15 protein-coding genes are annotated in these 15,266 nt (G+C 66.1%); 8 read left to right on the forward strand and 7 right to left on the reverse strand.

Going from position 1 to position 15,266, the window contains the following annotated elements:
• The first annotated feature begins 530 nt into the window (after nucleotides 1-530).
• Nucleotides 531-1,211: an energy transducer TonB gene (locus R9J51_RS17945; protein ID WP_179505281.1), complete on the forward strand. Its 681-nt coding sequence runs from the start codon at nucleotides 531-533 to the stop codon at nucleotides 1,209-1,211.
• 120 nt (nucleotides 1,212-1,331) lie between these two features.
• Here the strand turns inward: R9J51_RS17945 and R9J51_RS17950 are convergent, their stop codons facing one another.
• From R9J51_RS17950 to R9J51_RS17965, 4 genes are all read right to left on the reverse strand, one after another.
• Nucleotides 1,332-1,865, reverse strand: coding sequence for a MarR family transcriptional regulator (locus tag R9J51_RS17950; protein ID WP_221240683.1), 534 nt, complete (start codon nucleotides 1,863-1,865; stop codon nucleotides 1,332-1,334).
• A gap of 34 nt (nucleotides 1,866-1,899) precedes the next feature.
• Nucleotides 1,900-2,304 (reverse strand): hypothetical protein, encoded by a 405-nt coding sequence (locus R9J51_RS17955; RefSeq protein WP_432787643.1) that lies wholly within the window; start codon nucleotides 2,302-2,304, stop codon nucleotides 1,900-1,902.
• A gap of 79 nt (nucleotides 2,305-2,383) precedes the next feature.
• Nucleotides 2,384-2,782: a hypothetical protein gene (locus tag R9J51_RS17960; protein ID WP_246866185.1), complete on the reverse strand. Its 399-nt coding sequence runs from the start codon at nucleotides 2,780-2,782 to the stop codon at nucleotides 2,384-2,386.
• Between the two features lie 66 nt (nucleotides 2,783-2,848).
• Nucleotides 2,849-3,397, reverse strand: coding sequence for a helix-turn-helix domain-containing protein (locus R9J51_RS17965; RefSeq protein WP_168556917.1), 549 nt, complete (start codon nucleotides 3,395-3,397; stop codon nucleotides 2,849-2,851).
• Nucleotides 3,398-3,647: 250 nt separating this feature from the next.
• Here R9J51_RS17965 and R9J51_RS17970 point away from each other — a divergent pair, with 250 nt between their 5' ends.
• Nucleotides 3,648-5,294 (forward strand): histidine kinase, encoded by a 1,647-nt coding sequence (locus R9J51_RS17970; RefSeq protein ID WP_179505282.1) that lies wholly within the window; start codon nucleotides 3,648-3,650, stop codon nucleotides 5,292-5,294.
• 13 nt (nucleotides 5,295-5,307) lie between these two features.
• The gene (locus R9J51_RS17975) at nucleotides 5,308-5,934 is read left to right on the forward strand and encodes a response regulator (protein ID WP_168556915.1); all 627 of its coding nucleotides are present in this window, start codon (nucleotides 5,308-5,310) and stop codon (nucleotides 5,932-5,934) included.
• 79 nt (nucleotides 5,935-6,013) lie between these two features.
• On the opposite strand, the gene R9J51_RS17980 is transcribed toward R9J51_RS17975, so the two are convergent.
• Both R9J51_RS17980 and R9J51_RS17985 read right to left on the reverse strand, forming a co-directional pair.
• The gene (locus tag R9J51_RS17980) at nucleotides 6,014-6,859 is read right to left on the reverse strand and encodes a class III extradiol dioxygenase family protein (protein ID WP_179505283.1); all 846 of its coding nucleotides are present in this window, start codon (nucleotides 6,857-6,859) and stop codon (nucleotides 6,014-6,016) included.
• Nucleotides 6,856-7,263, reverse strand: coding sequence for a protocatechuate 4,5-dioxygenase subunit alpha (locus R9J51_RS17985; protein ID WP_211184988.1), 408 nt, complete (start codon nucleotides 7,261-7,263; stop codon nucleotides 6,856-6,858). Before R9J51_RS17985 ends, R9J51_RS17980 begins: the two co-directional genes overlap by 4 nt.
• Nucleotides 7,264-7,411: 148 nt before the next feature.
• Between R9J51_RS17985 and R9J51_RS17990 the strand changes: the two genes are divergently transcribed.
• The 5 genes from R9J51_RS17990 to R9J51_RS18010 all read left to right on the forward strand — a co-directional run bounded on the left by R9J51_RS17990 (nucleotide 7,412) and on the right by R9J51_RS18010 (nucleotide 13,840).
• Nucleotides 7,412-7,825, forward strand: a complete 414-nt coding sequence (locus R9J51_RS17990) for a hypothetical protein (protein ID WP_432787644.1) — start codon at nucleotides 7,412-7,414, stop codon at nucleotides 7,823-7,825.
• A 129-nt stretch (nucleotides 7,826-7,954) separates the two neighbouring features.
• Nucleotides 7,955-8,938 carry a sensor histidine kinase gene (locus R9J51_RS17995; RefSeq protein ID WP_168556912.1) on the forward strand — a complete coding sequence of 328 codons (984 nt, stop codon included), beginning with the start codon at nucleotides 7,955-7,957 and terminating at the stop codon, nucleotides 8,936-8,938.
• Between the two features lie 158 nt (nucleotides 8,939-9,096).
• Nucleotides 9,097-10,827 carry a type I secretion system permease/ATPase gene (locus R9J51_RS18000; protein WP_210425702.1) on the forward strand — a complete coding sequence of 577 codons (1,731 nt, stop codon included), beginning with the start codon at nucleotides 9,097-9,099 and terminating at the stop codon, nucleotides 10,825-10,827.
• Nucleotides 10,824-12,176, forward strand: a complete 1,353-nt coding sequence (locus tag R9J51_RS18005) for an HlyD family type I secretion periplasmic adaptor subunit (protein WP_168556910.1) — start codon at nucleotides 10,824-10,826, stop codon at nucleotides 12,174-12,176. The genes R9J51_RS18000 and R9J51_RS18005 overlap by 4 nt, the downstream gene beginning before the upstream one ends.
• A 14-nt stretch (nucleotides 12,177-12,190) precedes the next feature.
• Nucleotides 12,191-13,840: a TolC family protein gene (locus R9J51_RS18010; RefSeq protein WP_218847381.1), complete on the forward strand. Its 1,650-nt coding sequence runs from the start codon at nucleotides 12,191-12,193 to the stop codon at nucleotides 13,838-13,840.
• Between the two features lie 13 nt (nucleotides 13,841-13,853).
• Here R9J51_RS18010 and R9J51_RS18015 read toward each other — a convergent pair whose 3' ends face one another.
• Nucleotides 13,854-15,152 (reverse strand): alginate export family protein, encoded by a 1,299-nt coding sequence (locus R9J51_RS18015; protein ID WP_432787645.1) that lies wholly within the window; start codon nucleotides 15,150-15,152, stop codon nucleotides 13,854-13,856.
• Nucleotides 15,153-15,266: the final 114 nt, after the last annotated feature.

The following is a 15,266-nucleotide window of genomic DNA, read 5'->3' on the forward strand; positions in this document are numbered from 1 at the left end:
GAACAGGTGAAGGAAGACGCATCTCATGCAATGCACCAAGGCAGCGGCGCAAAAGGCCACGGCGCGGGACGCATCGTATGAGCCGAAAACACTCCACCCAGGCCAACGGCACCGGGTTACTTTGACGGCTAGAATCCCGGTGGACCGGCCGGGCGATTCGGCATGATCCGAATCAGCAAGGCCAAGCCCAATGGGAAAAGGGCCACCATGGCGGATTACCCGCCACTTGCAGCCCCATGCGCACCGGCAATGTTCAGCTCTTTGACTGGCCGGCGGCATGAAATGCCCCCGGAACGAAAGCGCCCCTACGCCAAGGCACCGCCAAGGTCAAGCCGGACGCCCGCGATCCTGGCCAGTCACAAATTCTACCGTTGCGGTTGAGAATCCGCTTGGGACGGGAACGCGATGTGATACCATCACCGATGCAACCGCCGCCGCGATCCGCCCGGGTCCACTGCGGCCGTTGCCCGGGACGCGGCCTTGCCTGTCATCAAAAGGCCGGACCGGAACATGGCTGAGAGGAGAAACGCATGGCTTATGTCGATCAGACTGCCCGTCGTCCTTCACTGCGCATCGGCCTTGCCGTCGGCCTGCTCCATGTGGGCGTCGGCGCCGCGCTGCTCACCACTTTTGCCGGCGGGGCCATCCGTGCAGTAATCCACGATACCTTGCAGGCCAACGACTGGACTTATGTCCCGCCCCCGCCACCCAAGACCCCGGATCGCAAACCGCCGCCCCCCACGACCGGCCAAGTGACCCCTGCACAAACGCCGGCGGACCCGCGCACGCCAGCCAATCCGCTCCCCCAGACCGGGCCGCTCATCTTGCCCCAGGGCGATACCGGCCCGATCGGCGTGCCCACGCCGGGACCGATTGTCATGCCTTCGCCAGAGCCGCTGCCCACGCCAACCGTCACGCCGCAGCGCGCGGTGCCGCGCGGCGATCCGGGCGGGTGGGTCACGCGCGATGATTATCCGACACAGGCCGTGCGCGAGAACTGGACCGGGGTCACTCGCTTTCGCCTGACGATCGGCCGCGATGGCCGCGTGCTGGACTGCGCCATCACCGGCAGCAGCGGACACGACCTGCTTGATGCCACCGCCTGCAACCGCATCACCAGCCGTGCGCGGTTCCGCGTGGCGACCGACGAAACCGGCGCTGCGACGACAGGTATCTATCTCGGCTCGATCCGCTGGGAATTGAGCGAGTAAGGACACGTTACGCCTTCACCCTGCCTGCCGGCCGCGCGGCGCGAGGAATCTATCCCCGCATCCCCGTGCGGCCGGGCTTTTCACCCCAGGGTGCGATGCCCGACCGGCCAGAACCTGGTGTCAGTCGGCCGCCAGGTCCTGAAAATCCAGCATGGCCAGCGCGGACGCTTCGGCGCTGCGGCCAGTCTGCACCGCCGAACCCATGCCTGTCTGCCAGTTAAGCATCAGATCGGTCATGGCGGCCATGCCACGCGCTGTCAGGCACACGAACGTGCGCCGCCCATCGCGGCCATCGTCCTCGCGTTCGACCAGCGCGCGCGCTTCCAGAATGCGCAGCCAGCGCAGCGCCGTGGTCGGCGGCACATTGGCGCCGATGCACGCGCTGGTGGTGGGCACGCGCCGCCCTTCGCCGGCCGCGATATAGAGATCAAGCAGGATGTCCCAGGTCGGCTCGCCGAACAGGTCGGCCGCCAGGAAGCGCTCACGCCGGCGGCGGCCGGCATAGATTTCGCGCGCCATCGCCAGCGCCGCTGTCGGCAGCACGGGGCGCTGCGGCGCCACCACTGCCGATACGGCGATCGGTTCTGCCGGAAATGCCATTGCCCTGGCGCCATCGCCGCGACGGGCAGCAGCCCGCATCGAACGCACGGTCATGCCACGGCCCTCCCCTTGCCCGAAAGCACAGCGATCAGGTCAGCCGCCAGCCGTGATAGTCGCCCAGCCGCCGCGTGCGCAGCACATGCGCCGCGGTGCCAAAGATCAGCAACAGCAGTTGCAGCGTGAAAGGCACCTGGGTCATAACCCAGTACGCCTTGCGCACCATGGCCAGTTCCCACAGCTTGGCCGCGTGGCCCAGCAGCACCACCGCCTGGGCCGCACTGACCGCCAGGGGCCATGCCCGGTTGGCCCGCAAGGCCACCCACAGCAAGACGATAAACGCCCATATATCGATTACCAGGTGTCCAGGGTTCACCGCGAACCATGCGGGATCTCCGAAAATAGCGTGGTTGGCGACGTCGAGCGCGAACGTTGCGAGCAGGATCGCCGCCACCGATTGTTCCGGTTCGCCGCCCCTGCGGGCGGCGAACAGCACGGCAAACGCCAGAAGAATGCGGGGTAGCCAGAGCGAAAGCATCGGGCGTCACATCCTCCTTGCGCGTGCGGACGGCCGGTCAGGCCGCGCGTGGAAGGGCTGCGGCAGCCGCATCGCCGGCGTCGGCCGGATCGGCCAGGGTGGCCGTCTTGGGGCACTGGTCGTTGCCGCCCATGGTTTCGGCGGCAATCGCGCTCAGGCGCCCATGAACCCGCGCCAGTTCGCCCCCGGCATCGACCATCGCCTGCTGGCTCTTGAGCAGGCGCATCAGCGCATCCTGCCCCTGGAACGGCGGCAGGCCGGCCTCGCGGCGCGCCGTCACCATCGACGAAAGCAGGTTGGCCTGGCGGATCAGCGCTTCATCGAGCGCTGCTTCGGCTTCGTGCAGATCGCGGGTGACGCGCATCTGGGCGACAGCCGGGGTCATCGCGGCAGCGCCGCGAACAGAAAGGGTCTGATTGTGCTTGTTGCTGGTCATCGTCATGTGCCTCCACTCGGCGCCAAGGGCGCCGTCCCCGTTTTGACGCGGAGGATGATCGACGGTTCAGCGATCCACGATCCGTGACAGTTGCGAAAACATCGTCAACCCGCCCAGCACCGTGAGGATCAGGACCATCGCGATCAGGGCCGTGGCCCCCAGTCGCATCAGTGTCCCATATGGTCCGTCAAACATCTCCGGAAGGACGCGATGATATCCCTCATCCCGTTGGTTGACCGGTGCGCCGTCAGCGTGATCCCCATCAACGCTGCCGTACCCGGTCGGGGCTTGGGCCCCATCGCTGCCTTCCTCATGCTTGTGCGTCGGATTATTGCGCATGGCGACGTCCGGCGAACCATATACGGGTTTTCCGGATAGGCCTTCGGCGGCCGTCCGCTCCAGCAAAAGTCTATATGCCTGCGCCACTTCGCTGCGCGACGTGACCTGCAGCTTGCCCCGCGCCAAAAGGATACGCTGATCAACCGTATAGGGAGAGATCCCCAGAATCCGCGAGATCTCCTTGGAGGTCTTGTGCTGGATCAACAGGTCCAGAACCTCCCGCTGCTTGGCGGTGAGTGCATCGAGCGGAGATTCGGATAGTGGCGAGATGGTCATGGTTTCCAACCGATCCTATCGGCAGTGCCGGCCATGTGCCACCCTGCAAGGGAGAGCAGGCGAATCAAAAGTCGATAAAGAAAGGGCATCAGCGATATGTTCATGAACCGGCAAGCGTGATCGGTGGCATGGTACTCTCTGTAACAATGGTTAACGCAAAAGCACACCCATGGGCAGCGCATTGCATATCCCGCGCGGGTGCCACATATCTTTTCATATAGGGGAGGCCGCAGGCTTGGAGGTCCGTCACATGTTCTCGCGGCGCAGCGGCAAGGTTCTCGCCTTGTGCCGGATGACGATGGCGCTCCTGTTCATGGCCGGCATCGTGTTTGCCGCCGACGTATCCTTGCGCAATCCCGATCTCACCACGCTCCTGGCGGGCGGCTACGTGCTGTGGGCCATCGTGCTGGCGGGCGTTGCCTGGCAAGACTGGTGGTTCGATTGCCGCCTGGCCCCGGTTGCGCAGATCATCGATTTCATCGCCTTTGCCTCTGCCATCTATTTTACCGAGCAACCCCATGGCGTGTTGACCGGCCCGTTCCTGGTGTTCGGCACGTTCCTGCTGCTGGTGGCGCTGGTTCGCTGGGGCACGATCGGCGTGGCCGCCACTGGCATGGGGCTCATACTCTCGGCAATCGTCCCTGCAGCGGCGCTGGCCATGGAAAGCGCCGGCCCCGATCCGCTGCGCTTCGTGCGCGGGCTGATCTGCATGGTGGTGGTATCCATGCTGATGCTGTGGCTGGCCAGCCGCCAGCGCGGCTTGCGCGTGGTCACGCTGCCAGACCCGATCGGCGCGCCCGGTGCCCGGCGCAACCGCGTGTTGACCGGCGCACTGGGGCAGGCCTGCGCCACCATGGGCGCACGCGGCGCGGCACTGGCCGTTGCCTGGGGTGACGAACCGTGGATCGACCTGCTGGTCGAGCGTGACGGCGTCGTCACCACCGAACGCCAGGGTCCGGGGCTGCTGTCGGAAACCCTGGGTGCGCCAGGGTACCCCACCTTGTTCGATTTGCGCCGCCGCCGCCGCATCGGCCTGGCCGCCGAACACCAGCTGGTGATCGAGCACGAAGCCTTCACTGCGCCGCTGGCCGTCCGCTGCGAGGTGAACGAAGGCATCATTGCCACGTTCAATTCGGTTTCGAGCCAGGGGCAGCTGCTGGTCTGGGGCATTCCCGCCATGGCCGTGGACGATCTGCCGTGGATGGCAGCACTCGTGCGCGAAATCGGCCTGGCACTCGATCGCGAGGAAATGGCAACCCTGGCAAAGAGTTCGGCCGTGGCCGAAGTGCGCAATGCCCTGGCGCGCGACCTGCACGACAGCGTGGTGCAGTTCCTGGCGGGCACGATGTTTCGCCTCGAGGCGCTGCGCCGGCGGCTGCGCGATGGCAAGGACCCCGAAGGCGAAATCGTGGCCATGAAGGACGCGCTGCGCCGCGAACTGGCCCAGTTGCGCGTGATGATCGACCGCCTGCGCCGGGGCGAGGACGGCGACCGCGCCACCGACCTCACCGAGGAATTGCGCAGCCTGGTCGAAGAGATGTCCGCCCACTGGCGCATCCGCGTGACCTTTGCCGCCCATGTCGGCCCGCTGTCGGTTCCGATCCACTTATCCTATGAATTGCGACAAATGGTGCGCGAGGCTGTTGCCAACGCAGCGCGACATGGCCAGTGCAGCGAAGTGTCCATCTCGCTCGATCACGACGGCTCGCTGCTGACCGTCACCATCGCAGACAACGGCATCGGCTTTCCCCGTGCCGGGCAATTGCGCCAGCCCCGCTCCATTACCGAGCGCGTAGCCGCGCTGGGCGGGCGGATGCATATTGCCGAACATTCCAACAACCACCTGCGTCCGGGCGCCCGTCTCGATATCGAAGTGCCCATCCGCCTCTATGCATGACAGGCCTCCAGGCATGACCAGCGTTCTTGTCGCAGACGATCACGGCTTCATCCGCGCTGGCGTGGCCGCCGTGCTGCGTGACAGCCAGTTCCATTTGGTGGCGGCCACGGCCAGCGGCGAAGAAACGCTGGCGGCGATCACCACCCACGATCCCGATATCGTACTGCTCGATATCAACATGCCCGGCATGAACGGCGTGCAGGTGCTCGAAACCCTGCGCGCGCGCGGCGACAAGCGCCGCATCGTCCTGCTGACCGCAGAACTGACCGACCGCAATCTGCTGGCCGTGATGCGTGCCGGGGTTGAAGGTATCGTGTCCAAGGACGGCGCGGGAGACGAACTGATCGAAGTGCTCGACAAGGTCCAGGACGGCGAGCGTGCGATCTCCGCCGATCTGCTGCAACGCGCGCTCGATCTTTCGCTTCATCCCGAAGGCGCGGGCCCGCTCGACCGGCTCAACCCGCGCGAGCGGCGCATTGCCCGGCTGGTGGCACGTGGCATGCGCAATCGCGACATCGGCGCCGAACTCAATATCGGCGAAGGCACCGTGAAGGTCTATCTCCACGCGATGTACCAGAAGCTGGGCATCGAGAACCGCACCGAACTGGCGCTCATGGCGGTGAACGACCTGGCAGAGTGAACCGGCGCGCCCTCCCCCCCAGGAAGACGCGCCGGCCAATCGATCCACGCGTGCGGCACGTGGACCGAACGCCAAACGTTCACGCCGGCGTCAGCACCAGGGTGGCCGCGGCGGTATTGCTGATCGGGATATGATAGTTGCGCGTCACTTCGGCCTGGGCGCCATCGCCCAATGCCCCGCGCGCGGCGATCCAGTTGACGATCTCAACCCCCTGCGTCCCGGCGATGGCCGCCACTTCCTCGGTGGAATGGCGCAGCAGGGCCTGCGGGTCGTTGGCCAGGTGATCCAGGCAGAACCGGTCGTAATCGGCATTGATGAAGCCAGCGCGCGCCCCGTCGAGCTGGTGTGACAACCCGCCCGAGCCGATCACCACCACGCGCGTATCGTCCTGCCAGGATTGCAGCGCCCGGTTTACCGCGCGGCCCAGGTCATAGCAGCGCTGGGGTGAGGGCAGCGGATATTGCACCGTGTTGATCGCGACCGGCACGATCTTGACCGGCCAGGCGTCGGCATCGGGATAGGCCAGTTCGAAGGGGATCGACAGCGCATGGTCCACTTTCATCTTCTGGCACATGGTGATGTCGAACCCGCTGCCCACCAGTTCCTCGATGATGTGCCAGGAAAGCCCGGGATCGCCTTGAAACGTCTTGTAGACCGGCAGGCCCCAGCCCTCGTCCTCGTTGGGATAGGATGCTGCCGCGCCCACGGCAAAGGTCGGCATCGCGTCGAGGAAGAAGTTGAGCCCGTGATCGTTGTAGAACACGATGGCGACATCGGGCCTGGTCTGGGAAAGCCACGCGCGAACCGGGGGATAGCCATCGAAAAACGGCTTCCAATAGGGCTTGTCCTGGTCACCCCGAGCGATTGCCCCGCCGATGCCGGGCACGTGGCTGCTGAAATAGCCGCCGATGATCTGCGCGCTCATGCCGCCAATCCTTCATCCTGCCGCGCCGCGACGCAGCCTGCCGCCGTTCCCTGGTCGATCAGGTACTGCTTGAATTCGGGTACGCTCATGCCCGTTTGCAGCGCGCCCAGATCCTGCACGTTAAGACCGAATATCCCGGCCAGCTTGGCCAGGTAATAGACATTGCCGCCGGCCTCGATCATGCCCAGCACATCGCGCCGGGCCACGGCATCGCGCTGTTCGGGCGTGAGGCGATACCGCGCGCAATAGCCTTCCTCGTCAGCGAGGAACGCGGCGCGATTGGCGCTGTCGTTGAACGAAAAGCACATCGCGTTGAGTTCGAAACCCCGGCTGGCCAGTTCGCCGTCGAACAACAGCGTGCCGGCGATCCCTCGCCGCAACGCCATACTTTCAGGATTGGTCATCGCTGCATCCTCCTTGCCCATCCGCCCGATCGCCGTTGCGGATCAAGCCACCATGCTACGATAGCAAGGCTGCGCCCGCCCTCCTTGACGCATGTCAAATGGGCCAGCGCGTGTGGGTCAACGGGCATAGGGATGGTTACGCAAGGGCGTGACCGGGCTTTCCAAGCGCAAGAAATCCCCGTCTAGGCATGCCATGGCCCTGACCAATGCCGAAAGGCAACGCCGCTATCGCCAAAAGCTAAAAGCCCGCGCATCGGGAGAAGCGGCGGGAGACCTGGTGCGCGCCATGGTCGAGCGCGCCATCGGCGTGCTGTGGCGTATCCAGGCGGCGGCATCGCCCGAAGATGCCTTGATCGTCACCGGCCAGTCCGACGCCAACGCGCAAGAGTACTCGCTGGCCGAGTTCCGGGCCAACCTGGCGCGCCATCCGGCCAGCCTGCTTGCGCTGTGCCGCGCCACCCTTAACCATGGCGTTGCCCTTCTCCCCGAAGAGCGGGCGCTCCTCGCCAGCCTGCTGGAAATAGAAGCCGCCTTGCGCCTTGCCCCGCCCCGCCCGCGTTGACGGATTTAACCCCTTTCGCTTGACCCAGGATAAAAAAGCGCTGCGGTTTACAGGCTATGCCGTTAACACTGTTTTGCAAACGGTCTGACACTGCGGATTCGCGATTCTGCAAGGGCTTAAGGGGCGTAAATGAAAGTCTTGACCGGGGTTTCCGGTGTGATGCAGGCCGCGCTGATCAAGCAGCGCAGCCTGGCCGAGCAGGCCTTGCTGTCTGCCGGCCTGGCCATCGTGCCTGCGCTCCTGCGCCTGGTGATAGATCCCGATCCTGGCACGATGCCGTTCCTGGTGTTCTGGCCCACCGTGCTGCTGTCGGCGCTGCTGCTCGAACCATGGTTCGCCGCGCTGGCCGTGATCGGCTCGTTCGCCTTGGCCCTGATGCTGTTTGTCCGCCCACTCGCGCAGATGGCGTGGACGGGGCAGTTGCTGGTATCGCTGGTTCTGGCCCTGTGCTGCGTCGTGCTGGCAATGACCATGGCGATCGTGGCGCGGACCACCGTGCGCGAGTTGCACTCGGTGACGCGCCAGCAGGACTCGTTCAACCGCGAATTGCGCCACCGCACGCGCAACCTGCTGGCCATCATCCAGGCGCTGTCCGCGCGCGGCCCGCGTGCCGAAAACCCGCTGGATTTCTTCCGCGAGTTTTCCGATCGGCTCGAAAGCCTGGCCAAGGCCAGCGACCTCTTGCGCATCGGCACAGAGGCGGAAGGCCACCTGCCCGAACTGATCGAGCGCACCATCGCGCCGTTCAGCCTGGGATCGCGCATCCGCCTGAGCGGCACCGCCTGCGTGGTGCCCGATCAAAGCTGCATTCCGCTGATCATGGCCGTGCACGAGTTGTGCACCAACGCCATCAAGCATGGCGCCCTGTCCGGCCCGGCCGGCTGGGTCGACTTGCGCTGGTTCCTGGCGCCAGACGGCAACCGGCTTTACCTGCTGTGGAAGGAAACCGGCGGCCCGCTGGTGGCCCCCCCCGCGCACGAAGGGACGGGCTCGCACCTGCTGCGCGCGCAGCCCGGCCTGGAAGCAGTCGACCTGATGTTCGATCCCAAGGGCGTGTGGTGCGAGATGCTGATCGTGGGCGCGCGCGCCACCGCCGAGCACGAAATGGCCTGAACCCACCCCCGGCCGGCCTTTCCACACACCGCCGCGCACAGCGGTTCCAAACGCTATTGTTCCGCGGCGGAAGTATTTGGCAACGTGGTCTTGGCGCATGCTGCTATAGCAGTGGCGATTGAGGGCCTTGTTGGGGGTGTTTGAACGTGGATCGGCAAATGCTGCGCCTTTTCCTGCGCAGGTATCGCGGAAATCTCGCGCTGGTGGCGGTGGCCAGCCTGCTGCTCAATGTCCTGGTCTTTGCCGGATCGGGCTACATGATGCTGGTCTACGACTCGGTTTTGCCCAGCCGCAGCATCCCCACCCTGGTGGGGCTCTTCGTGATGCTCGTGCTGATCTACGTATTTCAAGCGGTTTTCGAGGCAATCCGGGCAGAGGCGCTGCTGGGCGTTGCCAATGGCGTGCACGATGACCTGTTTGGCGCGGTGCACTATGCCACCGTTTCGCGGCCACTGCGCGCCGGGGCCGAAAAGGGCGATGGCCTCCAGTTCGCGCGCGATCTCGATTCGGTCCACACTTTCCTGGCCGGGGCCGGACCGGTCGCGCTGATCGACCTGCCCTGGGTGATCATGTTCCTGATCGTGCTGGCCGCGCTGCACTGGTGGCTGGGCCTTACCGCATTGGCCGGCGTGCTGGTCATGGCGGTACTGGCCCTCATGTCCAACCGCCGCACCCAGACCGCCTCGCGCGAATTGGCGATGATCACCGGGCAACGTAGCGCAGCCACCCTCTCGGAAATCCGCTTTGCCGAATCCGCCTTTGCCATGGGCATGCAGGACCGCCTGGTGGCCCGCACCTCGGGCTGGGAAAGCCAGTTCATCGCGGCACAATCGGCCCTGGCGCGCACCGTCTCGCGCCTGGGCGGCGCCAGCCGCACGTTCCGCATGCTGCTGCAATCGATCATCCTCACGGTGGGCGCGCTGCTCGTCATCGATGACAAGGCCAGTGGCGGCGTGATCCTGGCGTCCTCGGTGCTGTCGGGCCGCGCCCTGGCGCCGGTCGATTCGGCCATCGCCAACTGGAAAGGCCTGGTTGCCGCGCGCAGCGGCTGGACCCGTATCGTCCAGGCCATCACCACGTTCCGCCGCCCGCCCGAACGGCAGGTGACGCTCGATCGCCCCCGCGGCGAACTGGCGTTGCGCGATCTGTGGGTGGCGCCGCCGGGAACCCAGCGGTTTACCGTGCAGGGCGTGTCGCTGTCGGTGCAACCTGGTCAGGCGCTTGCCGTGATCGGCCCCAGCGCAGCGGGCAAGACTTCCCTGGTGCGTGGCATCCTCGGGATATGGAAACCCAACCGCGGGGAGGTTCGCCTGGACGGCGCCACGCTGGATCAGTGGGATGCCGAAGCGCTGGGCAGCGCCTTTGGCTATGTCCCGCAAACGGTGGACCTGATCGAAGGCACGGTGGGCCAGAACATCGCGCGGTTCGATCCGGCCGCCACGTCCGATGCGGTGATGGCCGCTGCCCGCGCGGCCAGCCTGCACGAGGCGATCCTGGCCCTGCCCGATGGCTATGACACACAGGTGTCGGCCGGCGCGAGCGAGCTTTCGGCCGGACAGCGCCAGCGCGTGGGCCTGGCCCGCGCGCTTTATGGCAATCCCCATCTGCTGATCCTGGACGAGGCCAATTCCAACCTCGATGCCACCGGCGACGCCGCGCTCAACCGCGCGGTGCTGGAAATGCGCCAGCGCGGCGGCATCGTGATCATGATCACCCATCGCCCCGCCACGCTCGGCCCGATCACCCATGTCGCCGTGATGCAAAACGGCCGCCTGGTCGATTTTGGAGAGCGCGACGCGGTGATGCAGCGCACGCTCCAGGCAAACGATGGCGCCGCCGCGCCCGGCGCACCCGCACCCGGCCGCCTGGCCCAGGAGGCCGCACGATGAACGCGCCCCTTTCTCCCGATGCCGTGCGGCAGCTTCTTCCCGCGCTGTGGGTTGACGAGCCTGGCGAGCCCAAGCCCCATGCCCCGCGTCTTTTGGTGCGGCTGGTCGTCGCACTGGCCGGCCTGATGGTCCTGCTGTTCGGCCTCGCCGCCATCGTGCCGATCGGTGGCGCGGTGATCGGCGGCGGCCAGGTGGGCGTGGAAAGCCGGGTCAAGCGCATTGCCCATCCCACCGGCGGCGTGATCACGGCAATTGCCGTGATCAACGGCCAGCATGTGCGCCAGGGCGAACTGCTGATGCGGCTGGATGACCGCGTGACCGGCGCCGATGCCACCTATTCCAACCTCACCGTGGAACAGTTGCTGGCGCAGAAGGCGCGGCTTGAGGCCGAACGGCTCGGCCTGGGCCAGGTGGTGTTCCCGCCCCAGCTGACCGGCTCTGCCAATCCCAGCGCGCGCAAGGCCATGGCCGATGAACAGCATCTGTTCGCCATGCGCCAGACCGAAGAGGGCCAGTTGCGGGCCCAGCTTGCGGCGCGCGTGGTGCAATACAACCAGCAGATCACCGGCCTTCAGGCGCAGATCGATGCCTTGCGCCAACAGCGCCACTTGATCGAACCCGAACGCCAGGGCGTGCGCGACCTGTGGGACAAGCAGCTTGTCACGATCAATCGGCTCAACCAACTGGAACGCACCGCCGTGGATATCGATGGCCAGGTGGCGCAGTTGCAATCGCAGATCGCCCAGACCCGTGCCCGCATTACCGAAGCGCAGGAGCAATCGATCCAGACCGTGCAGACCCGCCGCGTGCAGGCCGGCACCGACCTTGCGCAAGTGAACACTTCCCTCAACCAGCAGCAGTTGCGCAACGTCAGCGCATCGGACCAGAAGGACCGCAGCGAAATCCGCGCGCCTTATTCCGGCACGATCGAAAAGATCGCCTTTGCCGCGATCGGCGATGTGGTGCGCCCGGCCGAACCGATCATGGAAATCGTGCCCGATCACGACGTGATGGTGGTCGAAGCCTCGATCAGCCCCACCGATGTCGACCAGGTGCGCGTGGGCCAGGCCGCGCGGGTACGCTTCTCGGCCTTCAACCGTGCCGCCACGCCGGAAATACCCGGCCGCGTGGTCTATGTCGCCACCGACCGGACGGATAACCAGGAAACCCGCCAGGCCTATTACACTGTGCGGATCGAAGTGGACCAGGGCGCGATCCAGCGCGAGGGGCTGGCACTGCGCAGCGGCATGCCAGCCGAAACCTATATCGAAACCGGCAACCGCTCGCTGCTGTCCTACGTCACCAAGCCGCTGCGTGACCAGTTCATGCGCGCCTTCCGCGACAATTGAGGGGGAATTTCGCCATGCGCCGCAACGCCTTGCGCCACCTGCGCCTTCATTGCCGGCGCGCCCTGCCCAGATCGTCGGCATCAGCCGCGGCGGTTCTTGCCTTGCTTGCCACGCCGGCCGCGCACGCACAGGATGCCGCGCAGGACGAAGATGCCGCCCCCGCCTATGCACCTGAATTGCCGGCCGACACGCCGGCCGACATCGTGGAGGGCGCCGCGGCGGGGCGGCCCGTTACCACGCTCGCCGATGCCTTGCGCTATGCCTATTGGACCTCGCCCACGCTGCTCGCCCAGCGCAGCAGCGCGCAAAGCAGCGATTGGGGCGTGGCCCAGGCGCGCGCCGCCTATGGTCCCAAGCTCGATTACGCGCTGACGTATGGCTGGACCAAGGATCGCTTCGAAATCGCCAAGGGGGTTTACCTCGGCCGCCGCGGCTGGACCTCCACCGCCACGGCCGTGCTGACCCAGCCCCTGTTCAGTTTCGGCCGCTCCTTTGCCAACGAGCGCGGCGCGCGGGCGCAGGCGTCGTACCAGCGCGCGGTGCTGCACTCGGCCGAGCAGCAGGCCTTGCTCGATGCGGTGGACGCATTTGTCGGCCTGCGCCGCACCCGCGCGGCCGTGGCCATCGCGGCCGACAACCTGTCCGCTCTCACCCGTGAATTGACCGACAACCAGGCCCGGCTCAAGGCACATGAAGTGACAGCCACCGATATCCAGCAGGTGGAAACGCGGGTGGAACTGGGCCGCGTGCAACTGCTGGCCGCGCAGCGTGACGCCGGCAGTGCGGAGGCTGCTTTCATCCGCATGATCGGCACCCGCGCTGGCGACCTCGCCGCGCCACCCGCGCTGCAACTGCCCGTTTCCGGGCTGGAAGAAGCCTATGCCTATGCCGAGGCACACAATCCGTTGATCCTGGCGGCGCAGGAACGCGAGCGTGCCTCGCGCGCCAGCGTGGAAGGCGCCAAGGCCGACCAGCGCCCGCGCGTGGATTTCCAGGGCACTGCCGCCCTGCTGCCCTATTCCAGCGGCTTTTCCAATTATTCCGACAGCTTGCGCCAGACCGAGATCAAGGGCGTGGTCACCCTTTCGGGCCCCTTGTTCGACAGCGGAGAGCGCGCCGCGCGCATCCACGCGGCCGAAGCGGCCAACGATGCCGATTGGCGCCTGATGGACGCCACCTTGCGTGAAAACCGCGCGGCCCTCGCCAGCGCCTGGAACGACTGGCAAGCCCAGACCAGCGCGATCGACAACCTCGCCAAAGCGGTCGAATCTGCGCAAAAGGCCTATGACGGCGCCGTGCTGCAAGAACGCGCCGGCATGTTCACCACGCTCGACGTGCTGCAACTGGCGCGCGAACTGCTTCAGGCGCGCAGTTCCTATAACGAAGGCATTGCCGGCGCCTATATCGCCAAGGCGCAAGTGCTGGCCGCGCTTGGCGCGCTCGATGCCACTTGGCTGCTGCCCGATGCCCCGCGCCACGATGCGGAAAAAGACGCCTGGCGCGTGGCCGGCAAGGCCGACGTCCCCCTGATCACCGCAACGGTGCGCGCGCTGGACGGGCTGGTCGAAGGCCCCGCCCGCCCCCGCCCCACGCGCGACCCTGCTGCTGGCACCCATGCTGCGGCGGCCACGATCGGCGTTCCCGAAACCCCGGCAATGCCCTGATCGGGTTTGGGCCCTAAAAGGAAGCGGTCAGGTTGAGCGCGCCATAGGCCGTGGTGCCATGGGCCGGCGCATTGGGCGCGTCTTCCAGAAACCGCCCCTTCATCAGCAATACCCCGTCCATTTCGAACCGCAACTTGGCCGGGCGCACCCACCAGCGGAAACGCCCGTCCAACTGGTGGCCGGCAAACCCGCCCGATCGGCCCGAAGCATCGCGCACGCCCGTTGTCGAGAAACTGTCGGTCCGCGATGCCAGCCACAAGGCTTCATACGTGGCAAAGGCATCCCACCGGGGCGATGGGGCGACCTCTACTCTGATGCCGGGCGTCGAGACATTGGCCCGGCCGACGGCGTTATAAAGCCCGGCGGGCGCCAGGTCTGCCCGGCGCATGCCATAGAGCGTGTCGAAGTGGCGATAGGTCCCGGGCGCGCCATCGCCGCTGGCGCGATCGTACTGCACCGAAACGCGCGTTTTCCAAGCGTCATGTAGGCTGTAGCTCATCGCTGCGTGGATGAACCAGGCCGCAACCGGCAATGTCGCCGCACCCGGCGCGACCGAAGCGCTGACCCGGCCCGATTGCGCAAAGGCCTCCACCTCTCCATCGAGTTTTCCCGCCGCCGGCTCGCGCAGCAGGCGGCCGCCATACGTGTCGATCGCGCGATCGCGCGTGGGATGGCCCGGCGTGTCGCGCTCACCCAGGTGAAAATAGCTGGCTTCGGCCGTGAGCGACCCGATCGCCTTCGCCTTGGCGAGCACACCGCCCCAAAGCACCAGATCGAACCCTTCGCGATCGACGGCAAAGGCGTTGCGCCGTAGCGATGCCGGATCGTCGGGCCGGCGCTGCTGCGGCAGGACGTAGATCGCTGTTGCCGTAATCCCGTTGCGGGTGGCCACGTCGGCGCGCAAGCCGGTGTAGCCGTTGGTCGTGTTGCGATATTCGTCTGCGGCCACCAAGCGGCGCGACCCGATGTTGAGCAGGAACCGCCCCGCCTGGACGGAAACCTTGGCGTGCCCGACCACGCCCTTCGCCGCCACGAAGGCCTGCACCAGTTCCAGCGTGTTGACTTCGCCCGTGGTGATCGGCGTGCCCTTGTCACCGCCATAGACGCGGCTGTCCCACAGTTCCCCGCCGATGGTGAATGGACCGGACTGGTATTTGGCCATGAGCGTCGTGCGCAGATTGACCAGATCATCGTTCTGATTGAACCCGGCGCGCGGTTGATTGGCAATCGCCTCGTACCGCAAGCGCGCGGTGCCGGATAGCGCGAAGCCCCCGCCGTCATCGGCCCATGCAGGCGCGGCGAAAGCGATCAATCCGATGCAACACATTGCCCTGACCATCAGCATCCCCCCGGCGCCGCTGTTTGTCTAGCGGCGCCATAGGGATTTGCCGGCGCTGGGTCGCAGAAGTTTATCTTCCAAACGAGA

This window comes from Novosphingobium rhizosphaerae (assembly GCF_050920675.1).
GTDB classification, from domain to species: Bacteria; Pseudomonadota; Alphaproteobacteria; order Sphingomonadales; family Sphingomonadaceae; genus Novosphingobium; species Novosphingobium rhizosphaerae.

Coding starts and splice junctions, on each gene's coding strand:
- R9J51_RS17980 (WP_179505283.1), bottom strand. CDS start 6,859: ATGAGCGCGCAGATCATCGGCGGCTATTTCAGCAGCCACGTGCCCGGC.
- R9J51_RS17970 (WP_179505282.1), top strand. CDS start 3,648: ATGTTCTCGCGGCGCAGCGGCAAGGTTCTCGCCTTGTGCCGGATGACG.
- R9J51_RS18010 (WP_218847381.1), top strand. CDS start 12,191: ATGCGCCGCAACGCCTTGCGCCACCTGCGCCTTCATTGCCGGCGCGCC.
- R9J51_RS17960 (WP_246866185.1), bottom strand. CDS start 2,782: ATGACCAGCAACAAGCACAATCAGACCCTTTCTGTTCGCGGCGCTGCC.
- R9J51_RS17995 (WP_168556912.1), top strand. CDS start 7,955: ATGAAAGTCTTGACCGGGGTTTCCGGTGTGATGCAGGCCGCGCTGATC.
- R9J51_RS17945 (WP_179505281.1), top strand. CDS start 531: ATGGCTTATGTCGATCAGACTGCCCGTCGTCCTTCACTGCGCATCGGC.
- R9J51_RS18000 (WP_210425702.1), top strand. CDS start 9,097: ATGCTGCGCCTTTTCCTGCGCAGGTATCGCGGAAATCTCGCGCTGGTG.
- R9J51_RS17975 (WP_168556915.1), top strand. CDS start 5,308: ATGACCAGCGTTCTTGTCGCAGACGATCACGGCTTCATCCGCGCTGGC.
- R9J51_RS17965 (WP_168556917.1), bottom strand. CDS start 3,397: ATGACCATCTCGCCACTATCCGAATCTCCGCTCGATGCACTCACCGCC.
- R9J51_RS17985 (WP_211184988.1), bottom strand. CDS start 7,263: ATGACCAATCCTGAAAGTATGGCGTTGCGGCGAGGGATCGCCGGCACG.
- R9J51_RS17950 (WP_221240683.1), bottom strand. CDS start 1,865: ATGACCGTGCGTTCGATGCGGGCTGCTGCCCGTCGCGGCGATGGCGCC.
- R9J51_RS18005 (WP_168556910.1), top strand. CDS start 10,824: ATGAACGCGCCCCTTTCTCCCGATGCCGTGCGGCAGCTTCTTCCCGCG.